Below are 12,877 nucleotides of genomic sequence, written 5' to 3'. Positions count from 1 at the left end.
ACCCGATGATCACCCACACCATGCCGCTCGACGAGATCAACAAGGGCTTCGAGCTGATGCATTCGGGCGAGAGCATCCGTTCGGTCGTGCTCTACTGAGTTTACATCAAGAATCAGGCAAGCGCCGGAACCACTTGAAATCCGGCGCTTTCCGCGGCTGCAGCGAATCGCAATCATGATCTATGTCGATGCCGATGCCTGCCCAGTGAAGGCGGAAATCCTCAAGGTGGCAGAACGCCACGGCTTCGAAGTTACCCTCGTCGCCAATTCCGGCCTGCGGCCGTCGCGCGACCTGATGGTGCACAACGTCATCGTGTCGGCCGGCTTCGACGCCGCGGACAATTGGATCGCCGAGCACGCGGGCGAAGGCGACATCGTCATCACCGCCGACGTTCCGCTTGCCGGGCGCTGCGTCACCGGGGGCGCGCTCGTCACCGGCCCTACCGGCCGCGTCTTCGACAAGACGAACATCGGCATGGCATCCGCGATGCGCGATCTTGGTGCGCACCTGCGGGAGACGGGCGAAAGCAAGGGCTATAACGCCTCTTTCAGCGCACGAGACCGCTCGGCCTTTCTCGAAACTCTTGACCGGCTCTGCCGTCGCGTCAAAAGGTGAGGCGCGGAACGGCAGCGTGAGTGGCGAATGACATCAAATCGGCTGAGACATTGGCCATTTTACCTGGCGCTTGCCGGTGCCCTTGTCAGTGCGCCGCTTGGGCATGCTTTATTTCGCGAAGAGGCGATCGAGATCGCCGCCATCGCCTTCTTCTGCATCTATTTGACGATAACGGCCTTCCGCCTGCCGAAACTCACCGGAAGCTATCTCGAGGCGAATGCGCGCGACACGGGCGAACCGGAGCCGATCATCTTTCTTGTGACGCTCCTGGCCGCCGCAGTCTCGCTGGTCGCGCTGTTCGTCGCGCTCAATCGCGCCGATGACGGCGGCGCAGCCGAACTGATCCTTGCCTTCGCCTCGGTCACGCTTGGATGGGCTACCATTCACACGATGGCGGCGCTGCATTACGCGCATCTTTACTGGCTCGCGAACCGCCGCGCCGATGGCGGCGATCCGGCGTCGCGCGGGCTTGCCTTTCCGGAGACGAACGCGCCGGGCGGCTATGACTTCCTCTATTTCGCCTTCGTCATCGGAATGACCGCGCAGACCTCCGACGTCGCCATCACCACGACGGCGATGCGGCGCGTCAACCTAATGCATGCGATTGTTTCGTTCTTCTTCAACACGGTGCTCGTCGCAGCCGCGGTCAATGCCGCGGTACAGCTTGCCGGCGGCACGCCATGACTACAGGGAGCATTCCATGAAGATCATCTCGCAGAATACCGCCTTCGGCGGCATGCAGGGCGTTTTCGCCCATGACTCCAAGGCCTGCAAGGGAGAAATGACCTTTGCCGTCTATGTGCCGCCGCAGGCGACCAGCGAACCGCGCCCGGTTCTTTGGTATCTCTCCGGCCTCACCTGCACCCATGCCAATGTCATGGAAAAGGGGGAATATCGCCGCCTGGCCTCGGAGCTCGGTCTGATCGTCGTTTGTCCGGACACCAGCCCGCGCGGTGCCGACGTCGCCGACGAGTTGACGAACTGGCAGATGGGCAAGGGCGCCGGCTTCTATCTCGATGCGACGCAAGCGCCCTGGGCCGAGCACTATCAGATGTACAGCTACATCACCGAGGAACTGCCGGCCCTGATCCGCGAGCAGTTTCGCGCCGACATGGACCGGCAAGGCATCTTCGGCCATTCGATGGGCGGCCATGGCGCGATGACCATCGCGCTCAAGAACCCCGAGCGCTTCAGGAGCTGCTCGGCCTTCGCCCCGATCGTCGCCCCCTCTTCCGCCGACTGGTCCGTCGGCGCCTTCGAGAAATATCTCGGCTCGGACAAAGCCGCCTGGCGAAAATACGACGCCTGCGCTCTCGTCGAGGACGGGGCGCGCTTCCCGGAATTCCTCATCGACCAGGGCAAGGCCGACGGCTTCCTCGAAAACGGTCTGAGGCCTTGGCTCTTCGAGGAGGCGGTCAACGGCACCGGCATCGGCCTCACGCTTCGCATGCACGAGCGCTACGACCACTCCTATTATTTCATCTCGACCTTCATGGACGATCATCTGAGGTGGCACGCCGAAAGGCTCGGCTGAGCGCCGTCATGACGCCGGCTGGAATCGCGGCTGGCCGGCAGACTCGATCACCCGTACGCTCGAATCCGCAAGGCCGTGATGGCCTTCGGTGTCGATAACGAGGTGCCAGTGCGCGGTCTCGGGAATCGTCATCCGCAGAGGCGATTTCCGCGCTACGCCGCCGAAGAACTGATGCTTCAGCGTTTCCTTGTAGCGCGTGAAATTGACGTCGGTCATCAGGCGAACATTGGCAACGGCCGACAGGGTGATCTCGATCCGCGTCCCGGCGCGCTGGGCCTTGAGATCATAGTGCGTGAAGTTCAGGGCTTGCTTCGCCATCACAATCGACCGGACCTATATGAGACATCGCTACGACAGTAGCGGCGGGCGCTTAATGAATGGTGTCGTGTTCTCTCGCCGGACTGGCCCTGACGACCGCAATGGTCTAGAGCCTTTGCTTGAAACACTGGAAGCGGATCGCGGCAGATGGCAGGCATAGAACACAGACAGGTGGACGGTGACGAGGCGGGCATGCGCCTCGACCGCTGGTTCAAGGTGCATTATCCGGGCTTGGGCTTCGGTCCGTTGCAGAAGCTGCTTCGTTCCGGCCAGATCCGCGTTAACGGCGCGCGGGCAAAATCCGACACGCGCGTACAGCCTGGCCAGACGATCCGCGTTCCGCCGCTTGGCGTCGATGCGAAGGTTACCAAATCGGGCCCGATCGGCGGGCGGGACCTGCGCCATTCCTCGGACGGAGAGCTGCTGTCGCGCATGGTGCTGCACGAGGACGCCAAGGTCATCGTGCTCAACAAGCCGGCGGGCTTGGCAGTCCAGGGCGGTTCCGGCGTCAGCCGGCATATCGACAAGATGCTCGAGGCCTGGACGAACCAGAAGGGCGAAAAGCCGCGCCTCGTCCATCGGCTGGACCGGGACACGTCCGGCGTGCTCGTCATTGCCCGGACGCGCGGTGCGGCACAGCAGCTGACGGCCGCTTTTCGTGAGCGCGACACCAGGAAGATCTACTGGTCCCTGGTCAAGGGCGTTCCGCGCAAGCGCGAGGACCGCGTCTCCACCTGGCTCGCCAAGGAACAGACGCCGGACGGCGACCGTATGCGGATCGCCAAGCATGGCGACGAAGGCGCCGACCACGCTATTTCCTACTATCGGATTATCGAGCAGGCCGGCCAGAACCTCGCCTGGCTGGAAATGGAACCCTATACCGGCCGCACGCATCAGCTGCGCGTCCACGCCGCCCATATCGGCCATCCCATCATCGGCGACCCGAAATATTTCGAAGCTGACATCAACTGGACCTTCCCCGGCGGCATCCAGAACCGGCTACACCTGCATGCCCGCTTTATCGACATCCCGCATCCGAATGGCGGACGCCTGAAGATCACGGCGCCCTTGCCGCCGCATATGGTGCAGAGCTGGAACTTGCTCGGCCTCGACGAGAACGCCGCCGGCGAGGACGATTGATGAAGCTGGTGCTCTTCGATTGCGACGGAACGCTGGTCGACAGCGCCGGCCTCATCCATGAGGTCATGAGCCGCACCTTCGAGGCCTTCGATCTTCCCCGGCCGGAGGCCTTGGCGACGCGCGCAATCATCGGGCTGACGCTCGACATCGCCATCGCCCGGTTGCTGGGCCAGGATCACATCGACCCGCGCGCCGCCGCGATGACGACCCATTACAAGGGCATCTTCAGCTCGGTGCGCGGCGAACGGATCCATCAGGAAGCGTTGTTTCCCGGGATTGGCGAGATGGTGCAAGCCTTGGCCGCCCGCGAGCAGCTGTTGATCGGCGCAGTCACCGGAAAGTCGCGGCGAGGGCTCCAGCACATTGCCGCCACCCACGGCTTCGACAAGCTTTTCTTCGTCTCGCGAACGGCGGACGATTGTCCGTCGAAGCCACATCCGGCAATGGTGATGGAATGCTGTGCCGAGGCGGACGTCGATCCGAAGGATACGATTGTCATCGGCGATGCGATCTACGATATGCAGATGGCGAAGGCGGCCGGGGCCGCCGCCCTCGGTGTTTCCTGGGGCTATGCCAGCGTTCCGGCGCTGATCGAGGCGGGCGCCGACCACATCGCCCGGGTACCGGCAGACATCATCGAATGGATGGAATTGAACCATGCCTGATATTCGCGACGAATTGAGCGGAGCGCTCAGCCACGAGGATCCGGTGCGCCGCGCCCAGATCCAGATGCAGAAGCCGCTTGCCAAACGTTTCTACAAGTCGGTCGGCGTCGCCGCGGCCGAGGGCGGCGGGCACGCGGTGTTGCTCGACGGGCGATCCGTCCGCACGCCGGCAAAGCGGCCGCTCGCCGTCCCGACGGCGAAGCTCGCCGAACTGCTCGCCGCCGAATGGGATGCACAGGCGGAGATCATCGACCCTTCGGCCATGCCGCTGACCCGCATCGTCAACACCGCCATCGACGGCGTGGCGGTCGACCAGCGCGCAGTCTTCGACGATATCGTACGGTTCGCCGGCACCGACCTTCTCTGCTATCGCGCCGACAGCCCGACAGGACTTGTGGAACGGCAGAACGCCGTCTGGAACCCCGTTCTCGATTGGGCCGCCCATTCGCTCGGCGCACGCTTCATCCTTGCCGAGGGCGTCGTCCATCAGGATCAGCCGCACGAGGCGATTTCCGCCTATGCGGAAGGCTTGCGCGCCTTCGCAACGCCGCTCGGCCTCGCCTGCCTGCACACGATCACCACGTTGACCGGATCGGCACTGCTTGCGCTTGCCTTCGGCATGGGCCGGCTCTCGGCAGAAGAGGCCTGGAGCGCCGCCCATGTCGACGAGGATTGGCAGATCGAGCACTGGGGCACCGACGAAGAGGCCTTCCAACGGCGCGAGAACCGCTGGCAGGAAATGCAGGCGGCGACTGCGGTGCTCGACGCGTTGAAATAGAGGGCAAGGCGCCTGGCATTACGGCAGGCGTCTTACGGTGGATCAGGCCGCCAGCTTCAGGCCGGCGATGCCGGCGACGATCAGGCCGATGCAGCCGAGGCGTACGACGGTCATCGGCTCGGCGAAGAGGACGATGCCGAGCACCACCGTGCCGATCGTGCCGATGCCGGTCCAGACCGCGTAAGCCGTGCCGAGCGGCAGTGTGCGAACGGCAATTCCAAGCAGGACGACGCTCAGGATCATCGAACCGACCGTCAGCACGGTCGGCGTCAGACGGGTAAATCCGTCGGTGTATTTGAGGCCGATTGCCCAGCCGATTTCGAGAAGTCCGGCGAGAAGCAGAGTGAACCAGGCCATGTCAGGCTCCTTCATCTGGAGCGAGGCCGTCCCCGCGGGTGTTCGGGTCGATCAGGATCGCGCCCGTGCAGCCGTCTGCAACTTGGATCTCTGTGCCACAAAGCGGTGAGGGCAGCAAGCGGCTGGCCGGCAAAACTGCTCTGCGCCGACGGCACGGCTCGTCATGAGTTCCGGTCGCGGCGCAGCTTCGCCCACCATTCGAGCCGCTTGCGGATGTCCCGTTCGAAGCCCCTCTCCGGAGGATCATAGAAGATCCTGCGCCCCATTTTCTCGGGGAAATAGTCCTGGCCGGAAAAGGCATCCGGTTCGTCATGATCGTAACGGTAGCCCTCGGCATAGCCCTCCCCCTTCATGAGCTTGGTCGGGGCGTTGAGAATATGCTTCGGCGGCAGCAGCGAGCCGTTTTCCTTGGCGGCGCGCATCGCCCCTTTGTAGGCCGTGTAGAGGGCGTTCGATTTCGGCGCGGTGGCGACATAGACGCAGGCTTGCGCCAGCGCCAGTTCCCCTTCGGGCGAACCGAGATAGTCATAGGCATCCTTGGCGGCGTTGCAGATCACCAGCGCCTGCGGATCGGCAAGGCCGATATCCTCGACAGCCATGCGCACCAGCCGCCTGCCGATATACAAAGGATCCTCGCCCGCATCGAACATCCGGCAGAGATAATAGAGCGCCGCATCCGGATCGGATCCGCGGACCGACTTGTGGAGCGCCGAAATCAGATTGTAGTGGCCGTCCTGGCCCTTGTCGTAAACCGGCGCGCGGCGCTGGACGATTTCCCGCAACGCTTCGGCGTCGAATATCTCGTCCTTGCGCGCCGCCCGCCACACCTCCTCGGCCAGCGTCAGCACGGCCCGGCCGTCACCATCCGCCATGCGGATCAGGCTCGCCCGGGCGTCCTCGTCGAGCGGCAACGGCCTACCTTCCGTTTGCTCCGCCCGCTTCAGGAGTTCCTCGAGGCTCGCCTCGTCATGCGGCTTGAACGTCAGCACCCGCGCCCGCGACAGGAGCGCGGCGTTGAGTTCGAATGACGGATTCTCCGTGGTGGCGCCGACCAGAATGACGGTCCCGTCTTCCATCACCGGTAGGAAACTGTCCTGCTGGGCGCGGTTGAAGCGATGGATCTCATCGACGAAGAGCAAGGTCTGGCGTCCCGACATGCGTCGGGCGCGCGCCGACTCGAAAACCTTCTTCAGGTCGGCGACGCCGGAAAAGATCGCCGAGATCTGCTCGAAGGCGAGACCGGCCTCTCCCGAAAGCAGCCGGGCGACGGTGGTCTTCCCGGTGCCCGGCGGTCCCCAGAAGATCATCGAACCGAGCGAGCCAGAGGCGATCATCCGCGTCAGGGCGCCGTCCGCCCCCGTCAAGTGCTCCTGCCCGGTCACTTCGGCGAGCGTGCGCGGCCGCAGCCGATCGGCCAGCGGTCTTGCCGAGGCCATCTCCGGCGGTTCAACGGGGGAAAAGAGGTCACTCATCGGAAGAACTGTCTGATAAGCTGGCCGTCGCGCTCGATCTCAACGCGCCAGAACGAGGCGTCTTCGGCAACGACGCTTTCCAGCGTTTTCGAGTTGTCGACCGGCGTTCCATTGACGGAGCGTACGATATCTTTCGGCTCGAGGCCAATGCGCGCCGCCGGCGAGCCGCGGTTGACCTCGGTCACGACGACGCCCTTGAGCGACGTCGGCATGCGCAGCTCATCCGCAAGGCGCGGCGAAAGATTGGCGACGACGGCGCCGGCAAAGGGGTTCCGCCCCTCGATCAGCCGTTCGTCGCGCGGCGCGGTTTCCGGCGCCTGCTCCAGCTTCAGGGTGATGTCGTGCGCCTCGCCGTGTTCGCTCACCGTCACGCGCGCTTCATGGCCGATGCCGACGGTCGTCAAACGGTAGCCGAGGGCATCCGGATGCTCCACCGAAATACCGTTGACAGCCGTCACCACCTGCCCCGGCTTCATGCCGGCATTTGCCGCCGGTCCGTCCGGCTGGACGGCAGCCACCAGGGCGCCGCGGGCACGATCGAGTCCGAGCGCCTCGGCGACATCGGAGGTAACCGGCTCGAAAGTCGCGCCGACGAAGGGACGGACGAAGGAACCGCCGCCGCCCTCCGCGGAGGCGACGAAGACCTTGACCAGATTTGCGGGGATGGCGAACCCCACGCCGTTCGATCCCCCGCCCCGCGAAAAGATCGCGGTGTTGATGCCGATCAGCTCACCCTTCATGTTGATCAGTCCACCGCCAGAGTTGCCCGGATTGATCGCCGCGTCGGTCTGGATGAAGAAACCGAAATCTCCGTTGGAGATCTGGTTGCGGGCAAGCGCCGAAACGATGCCGCTCGTCACCGTCTGCCCGACCCCGAACGGATTGCCCATCGCCAGCACGAGGTCGCCGACCTCCACTGCGTCCGAATCACCGATCGGGATGACGTCGAAAGGACCATCTGCTTCGATCTTGAGGACCGCTAGGTCGAGTCGGTCGTCCTTGAGGACGATCTTGCACGGATACTCACGCCCGTCGGCGAGCGCCACCTTGATGTCGTCGGCCCCCTCGATGACGTGATTGTTGGTAACGACGATGCCGTCGCGGCGGACGATTACGCCGGAGCCGAGCGACGACTGCTTCTCCGTGCGGTTTGGCATGCGCTGGCCGAAGAATTCCTCGAAGAATGGGTCGACCGATCGTCGCTCGACGACCCGCTCGGCATAGACATTCACCACGGCATTCGCCGTCTGCTTGACCAGCGGCGCGAAGGAGAGCTGCATTTCCGTGTGGGATTGGGGGACGGTCCTGGCGTCCTGCGCTACGGCCGGTGTAGACATGGCAATCGCAAGAACAAGAGCCGGCAGGGCTCGACGGCCAAAAATCATGAAGCATTCTCCCTTTCATTGCCGCTAGTTCAGATAGGATTTCGCAGCAAAAAAGGCAAACGCGAGGCTGCCGCTCGATGATGACGCACGCTCGCGATTTCAACCGCTTTTTCAGACTTTTGCCCGCGGCCTTGCCATGAAATCATCGCGGCGCTTTTCCCGCTCACGCGCCGTGCACGAAAACGTGGTCTCCCCCATCTTTTCCGGTGATCGAATCTCTGGTCATCTGGCCGAGATCAGCTTTCAATCCCTGTCGAGGAAGCACCATGCCCGCCTACCGCCCGCCGCGGATCGCCGCGTCCGAAATCACCCCGGAGCCCTTCTTCCTCGATCGCCGCCGCTTTCTCGCCGCTGCAGGTGGCCTCGTTCTCGGCGGGGCCGGCCTGGCCGAGGCGGCAGAGCTCAAGGCTTCGAGCAGTCGCTACAAGGTCGAGGAGGCCCTGACGCCCGAAAAGGACGTGACCACCTACAACAATTTCTACGAGTTCGGCACGGGAAAGGGCGACCCCGCCGCCAATTCGGGCGGCTTCAAGCCGGCACCCTGGCGGGTGAAGGTCGACGGTCTCGTCGGCAAGCCGCGGGAGTTCGGCCTCGAAGAACTGCTGGCCCTTCCGCTTGAAGAGCGTACCTACCGAATGCGCTGCGTCGAAGCCTGGTCGATGGTGATCCCCTGGGTCGGCTTTCCGCTGGCAAGTCTCCTCGACAAGGTCGAACCGCTCGGGAGCGCGAAGTACGTTGCATTCGAAACGGTGGTGCGGCCTGAGGAGATGCCCGGCCAATCCGGCTACTTCCAGCCGCTGCCCTGGCCCTATCGCGAGGGCTTGCGGCTCGATGAAGCACGCCACCCTCTGACGATTCTCTCCGTCGGCCTTTATGGCAAGACGCTGCCGAACCAGAACGGCGCGCCAATACGGCTGGTGGTCCCGTGGAAATACGGTTTCAAGGGAATCAAGTCGATCGTCCGCATTTCGCTTTCCGAAACGCCGCCGCCTTGCACCTGGAACCTTGCCGCACCGGATGAGTACGGCTTCTATGCCAATGTGAACCCGGCGGTCGATCACCCGCGCTGGAGCCAGGCAACGGAAAACCGGATCGGCGAAGGCGGCTTCTTCGGCTCCAATCGCCGCGACACCCTCCCCTTCAACGGCTATGCCGACGACGTCGCGGGCCTGTATTCCGGCTTGGATCTCAGGGTAAACTTCTGACCATGGCCTTCGTACCCGCCTTGCCCAAGCGCTTTCACGGCCCCTCGGTCTGGGCGCTCTACGCGCTGGGCCTCATTCCCGCGGCATGGGCATTCTATCTCGGCGCAACCGGCCGGTTACCTGGCAATGCCGTCAAGGAATTCGAGCACCTGCTTGGCCTGTGGGCGCTGCGTTTCCTTGTGGCGACGCTGACGATCACACCGCTTCGCGATCTCTTCGGCCTCAACTGCCTAAGATACCGCCGCGCCCTCGGCCTGCTCGCCTTCTATTACGTGCTGATGCACTTCACCGCCTACATGCTGCTCGACCAGATGCTGCGCATCCCGGCCATCGTCGCCGACATCGCCCGCCGCCCCTTCATAACCATCGGCATGGCGGCCCTGGTCATGCTGATCCCCTTGGCGCTCACCTCGAACAATTGGTCGATCCGCAAGCTCGGCCAGCGGTGGAACAAGCTTCACCGGCTCGCCTATGTGATCGCCGCGGCCGGCGCGCTGCATTTCGCCATGGCCGTCAAGGTCGTAGGGCCGGAGCAAGTGCTCTACATCGTCCTCGTCACGCTCTTGCTCGCCTGGCGGGCGGTGCGAACGCCGTTCCTGCGGTGGAAACGGCAACGGACGGCAGGGACACGACCTCACCCTGCAACGCAAAAAGCGGCCGGGTGAAATCTCACCCGGCCGCCTCAGATCGTTTGAGAAGCTACCTTTATCAGGCTGCTTCTGCTGCTTCCGCTTCGGCGGCGACGCGAGCGCGATCCTTGGCGCCCTTGGCATCGACATCGCGGTCAACGAATTCGATGACGGCGAGCGGAGCATTGTCGCCCTGGCGGAAGCCCGCCTTCATGATGCGCAGGTAGCCGCCGTTGCGGGTGGCGTAGCGCGATGCGATCGCGTCGAACAGCTTCGCGACGACAGCAACGTCGCGGATCTGCGAGATCGCCTGACGGCGGGCATGCAGGTCGCCGCGCTTGCCGAGCGTGACGAGCTTCTCGACGATCGGGCGGATTTCCTTGGCCTTCGGCAGGGTCGTGACGATCTGCTCGTGCTCGATCAGCGACGCTGCCATGTTGGCGAACATCGCCTTGCGGTGGCTGGCGGTTCTATTCAGCTTGCGGCCGGCTTTACCGTGGCGCATGGCTATTCTCCTTCACTTGCAGGCATCCGCCCGCAGTCTAAATGGTTAATACTGGTCTTCGTAACGCTTGGCGAGATCTTCGATGTTCTCCGGCGGCCAGGACGGCACTTCCATGCCGAGATGCAGGCCCATGGAAGCGAGAACTTCCTTGATCTCGTTGAGCGACTTGCGACCAAAGTTCGGCGTCCGGAGCATTTCCGCTTCGGTCTTCTGAATGAGGTCGCCGATATAGACGATGTTGTCGTTCTTCAGGCAGTTGGCCGAACGGACGGAGAGTTCCAGTTCGTCGACCTTCTTGAGAAGCGCCGGGTTGAAGGCGAGCTCGGTGACTGCTTCTTCCTCGGCTTCCTTCTGCGGCTCGTCGAAGTTGACGAAGACCGACAGCTGGTCCTGAAGAATGCGGGCGGCAAAGGCGATCGCGTCCTCGCCGGTGACGGAGCCGTCGGTCTCGATCGACATCGTCAGCTTGTCATAGTCGAGAACCTGACCTTCGCGGGTGTTCTCAACCTTGTAGGACACTTTCTTGACCGGCGAATAGAGGCTGTCGACCGGGATGAGACCGATCGGCGCATCTTCCGAACGGTTACGCTCAGCCGGCACGTAGCCCTTGCCATTGTTGACGGTGAATTCCATGCGGATTTCCGCGCCCTCGTCGAGGGTGCAGATCACATGGTTCGGGTTGAGGATCTCGATGTCGCCAACCGTCTGGATGTCACCGGCCGTCACGACGCCCGGGCCCTGCTTGCGCACGACCATGCGCTTGGAATCGTCGCCATCCATCTTGATGGCGATTTCCTTGATGTTGAGCACGATGTCCGTCACATCCTCCCGGACGCCCGGGATGGAGGAGAACTCGTGCAGCACGCCGTCGATCTGCACCGCGGTGACTGCCGCACCGCGCAGCGACGACAAAAGCACGCGACGAAGCGCGTTGCCGAGGGTCAGACCGAAGCCGCGCTCAAGCGGTTCCGCCACCAGCGTTGCCTTGGTGCGGCCGGAGGAGGTGAAATCCACCTTGTTCGGCTTGATCAGTTCCTGCCAATTTTTCTGGATCATGTTTTCTGCCTTCCGTTCGTTGCCACCATCCAATCGTGGCAACCGAGCCCCGAAGACCGGGAGAACGCATCCGCGTCCTCACCGGAATCTTGAATACAAATGATCAGACGCGGCGCTTCTTGCGCGGACGGCAGCCATTGTGCGGGATCGGCGTCACGTCGCGGATCGACGTGATCATGAACCCCGCGGCCTGCAGCGCGCGAAGGGCGGATTCACGGCCGGAACCCGGTCCGCAAACTTCCACTTCCAGCGACTTCATGCCGTGTTCCTGAGCCTTCTTGGCGCAGTCTTCGGCGGCGATCTGAGCGGCAAACGGGGTCGACTTGCGCGAACCCTTGAAGCCCTTCGCACCGGCGGACGACCAGGCGATTGCATTGCCCTGCGCGTCGGTGATGGTGATCATCGTGTTGTTGAACGACGAATTGACGTGCGCGACGCCAGACGTGATGTTCTTGCGCTCGCGGCGGCGAACGCGGGTGGCTTCCTTGGCCATAGGATCCCTTTCTTAGATCTCTGCACCGCCGTAATTCCAGCGGCTCCACCGGGAAAAGGATTGGTCGTCCCCTGCCCTGCAACTTCGATTTTCACAGAACCGGCACGCCGGCTCCGCACACGTTTTCGCCGAACCGAGCGGTCCGGCACAGGTCGGGCGATCGCCCTCCCCAAACTGCAAAAGGAGGCCGGCGCGGACGCCAGCCTCCCGCTTTCCCTTTTCGGGAAATTACTTCTTCTTGCCGGCGATCGCCTTTGCCGGACCCTTGCGGGTGCGGGCATTGGTGTGCGTACGCTGGCCGCGCACCGGCAGGCCGCGACGATGACGCAGGCCGCGGTAGCAGCCAAGGTCCATCAGGCGCTTGATGTTCATCGCCGTTTCGCGACGCAGGTCACCCTCGACCTGGTAATCGCGGTCGATGGTCTCGCGGATCTGAAGGACTTCGGCGTCCGTCAGCTGGTGCACGCGGCGGTCAGCCGGGATGCCAACCTTCTCGGTGATTTCCTTCGCGAATTTCGGGCCGATCCCGTGAATATAGGTCAGCGCGATGACGACGCGCTTTGCCGTCGGGATGTTGACGCCAGCGATACGTGCCACGTCTATTCTCCTTGCGTTCCAGTTGCCATCCGGCAATAGGTGCTTCGTTACGCGACTTCGAAGAGCCGCACGTTGATTGAGGTTCGAGACACGTCAAAAACGACCGTACCCGGACTTCCTTGTTTTGA

The 12,877-nt window shown here is 63.2% G+C and carries 16 protein-coding genes; 8 read left to right on the top strand and 8 right to left on the bottom strand.

What is annotated here, in order from left to right:
• The first annotated feature begins 174 nt into the window (after nt 1–174).
• The 3 genes from CO664_RS29320 to fghA are packed head-to-tail and all read left to right on the top strand — an operon-like array spanning nt 175 to nt 2,149.
• Nucleotides 175–615, top strand: a complete 441-nt coding sequence (locus tag CO664_RS29320; protein ID WP_097540697.1) for a YaiI/YqxD family protein — start codon at nt 175–177, stop codon at nt 613–615.
• 27 nt (nt 616–642) lie between these two features.
• Nucleotides 643–1,299 carry a DUF1345 domain-containing protein gene (locus CO664_RS29315; protein WP_097540696.1) on the top strand — a complete coding sequence of 219 codons (657 nt, stop codon included), beginning with the start codon at nt 643–645 and terminating at the stop codon, nt 1,297–1,299.
• Nucleotides 1,300–1,315: 16 nt separating this feature from the next.
• The gene (gene fghA, locus CO664_RS29310; protein WP_037426943.1) at nt 1,316–2,149 is read left to right on the top strand and encodes an S-formylglutathione hydrolase; all 834 of its coding nucleotides are present in this window, start codon (nt 1,316–1,318) and stop codon (nt 2,147–2,149) included.
• Nucleotides 2,150–2,155: 6 nt separating this feature from the next.
• On the opposite strand, the gene CO664_RS29305 is transcribed toward fghA, so the two are convergent.
• Nucleotides 2,156–2,467: a DUF1883 domain-containing protein gene (locus tag CO664_RS29305; protein ID WP_097540695.1), complete on the bottom strand. Its 312-nt coding sequence runs from the start codon at nt 2,465–2,467 to the stop codon at nt 2,156–2,158.
• A gap of 147 nt (nt 2,468–2,614) precedes the next feature.
• Between CO664_RS29305 and CO664_RS29300 the strand changes: the two genes are divergently transcribed.
• The 3 genes from CO664_RS29300 to CO664_RS29290 are packed head-to-tail and all read left to right on the top strand — an operon-like array spanning nt 2,615 to nt 5,050.
• Nucleotides 2,615–3,607, top strand: coding sequence for an RluA family pseudouridine synthase (locus CO664_RS29300; RefSeq protein WP_097540694.1), 993 nt, complete (start codon nt 2,615–2,617; stop codon nt 3,605–3,607).
• On the top strand, nt 3,607–4,272 hold the full coding sequence (locus CO664_RS29295) for an HAD-IA family hydrolase (protein WP_097540693.1): 666 nt from the start codon (nt 3,607–3,609) through the stop codon (nt 4,270–4,272). The genes CO664_RS29300 and CO664_RS29295 overlap by 1 nt, the downstream gene beginning before the upstream one ends.
• Entirely contained in the window at nt 4,265–5,050 is a 786-nt protein-coding gene (locus CO664_RS29290; RefSeq protein WP_097540692.1) for an ATP12 family chaperone protein, read from the top strand. Before CO664_RS29295 ends, CO664_RS29290 begins: the two co-directional genes overlap by 8 nt.
• Nucleotides 5,051–5,092: 42 nt before the next feature.
• Here the strand turns inward: CO664_RS29290 and sugE are convergent, their stop codons facing one another.
• The 3 genes from sugE to CO664_RS29275 form a co-directional block, all read right to left on the bottom strand.
• Nucleotides 5,093–5,407, bottom strand: a complete 315-nt coding sequence (sugE, locus tag CO664_RS29285; RefSeq protein WP_097527986.1) for a quaternary ammonium compound efflux SMR transporter SugE — start codon at nt 5,405–5,407, stop codon at nt 5,093–5,095.
• Nucleotides 5,408–5,568: 161 nt separating this feature from the next.
• Nucleotides 5,569–6,879 (bottom strand): replication-associated recombination protein A, encoded by a 1,311-nt coding sequence (locus CO664_RS29280; protein WP_097540691.1) that lies wholly within the window; start codon nt 6,877–6,879, stop codon nt 5,569–5,571.
• On the bottom strand, nt 6,876–8,264 hold the full coding sequence (locus CO664_RS29275; RefSeq protein WP_097540690.1) for a DegQ family serine endoprotease: 1,389 nt from the start codon (nt 8,262–8,264) through the stop codon (nt 6,876–6,878). Before CO664_RS29275 ends, CO664_RS29280 begins: the two co-directional genes overlap by 4 nt.
• 266 nt (nt 8,265–8,530) lie before the next feature.
• On the opposite strand from CO664_RS29275, the gene msrP reads away from it, so the two are divergent.
• Nucleotides 8,531–9,469 (top strand): protein-methionine-sulfoxide reductase catalytic subunit MsrP, encoded by a 939-nt coding sequence (msrP, locus tag CO664_RS29270; RefSeq protein ID WP_097540689.1) that lies wholly within the window; start codon nt 8,531–8,533, stop codon nt 9,467–9,469.
• A 2-nt stretch (nt 9,470–9,471) separates the two neighbouring features.
• Complete coding sequence (gene msrQ / locus CO664_RS29265; protein ID WP_097540688.1) at nt 9,472–10,134, top strand: protein-methionine-sulfoxide reductase heme-binding subunit MsrQ; 663 nt, start codon at nt 9,472–9,474, stop codon at nt 10,132–10,134.
• A gap of 43 nt (nt 10,135–10,177) precedes the next feature.
• Here the strand turns inward: msrQ and rplQ are convergent, their stop codons facing one another.
• From rplQ to rpsM, 4 genes are all read right to left on the bottom strand, one after another.
• On the bottom strand, nt 10,178–10,603 hold the full coding sequence (rplQ, locus tag CO664_RS29260) for a 50S ribosomal protein L17 (RefSeq protein WP_097527982.1): 426 nt from the start codon (nt 10,601–10,603) through the stop codon (nt 10,178–10,180).
• Between the two features lie 45 nt (nt 10,604–10,648).
• Nucleotides 10,649–11,659, bottom strand: a complete 1,011-nt coding sequence (locus CO664_RS29255) for a DNA-directed RNA polymerase subunit alpha (RefSeq protein WP_012707773.1) — start codon at nt 11,657–11,659, stop codon at nt 10,649–10,651.
• A 103-nt stretch (nt 11,660–11,762) separates the two neighbouring features.
• Nucleotides 11,763–12,152, bottom strand: a complete 390-nt coding sequence (gene rpsK, locus CO664_RS29250; protein WP_003536496.1) for a 30S ribosomal protein S11 — start codon at nt 12,150–12,152, stop codon at nt 11,763–11,765.
• A 228-nt stretch (nt 12,153–12,380) separates the two neighbouring features.
• Nucleotides 12,381–12,749, bottom strand: coding sequence for a 30S ribosomal protein S13 (gene rpsM, locus CO664_RS29245; protein ID WP_026617375.1), 369 nt, complete (start codon nt 12,747–12,749; stop codon nt 12,381–12,383).
• Nucleotides 12,750–12,877: the final 128 nt, after the last annotated feature.

Source organism: Sinorhizobium sp. NG07B (assembly GCF_002532005.1).
Classification (GTDB): Bacteria; Pseudomonadota; Alphaproteobacteria; order Rhizobiales; family Rhizobiaceae; genus Sinorhizobium; species Sinorhizobium fredii_C.
Note: the sequence above shows the minus strand (reverse complement) of the source record. Positions and strands in the feature narration are given on the sequence as shown.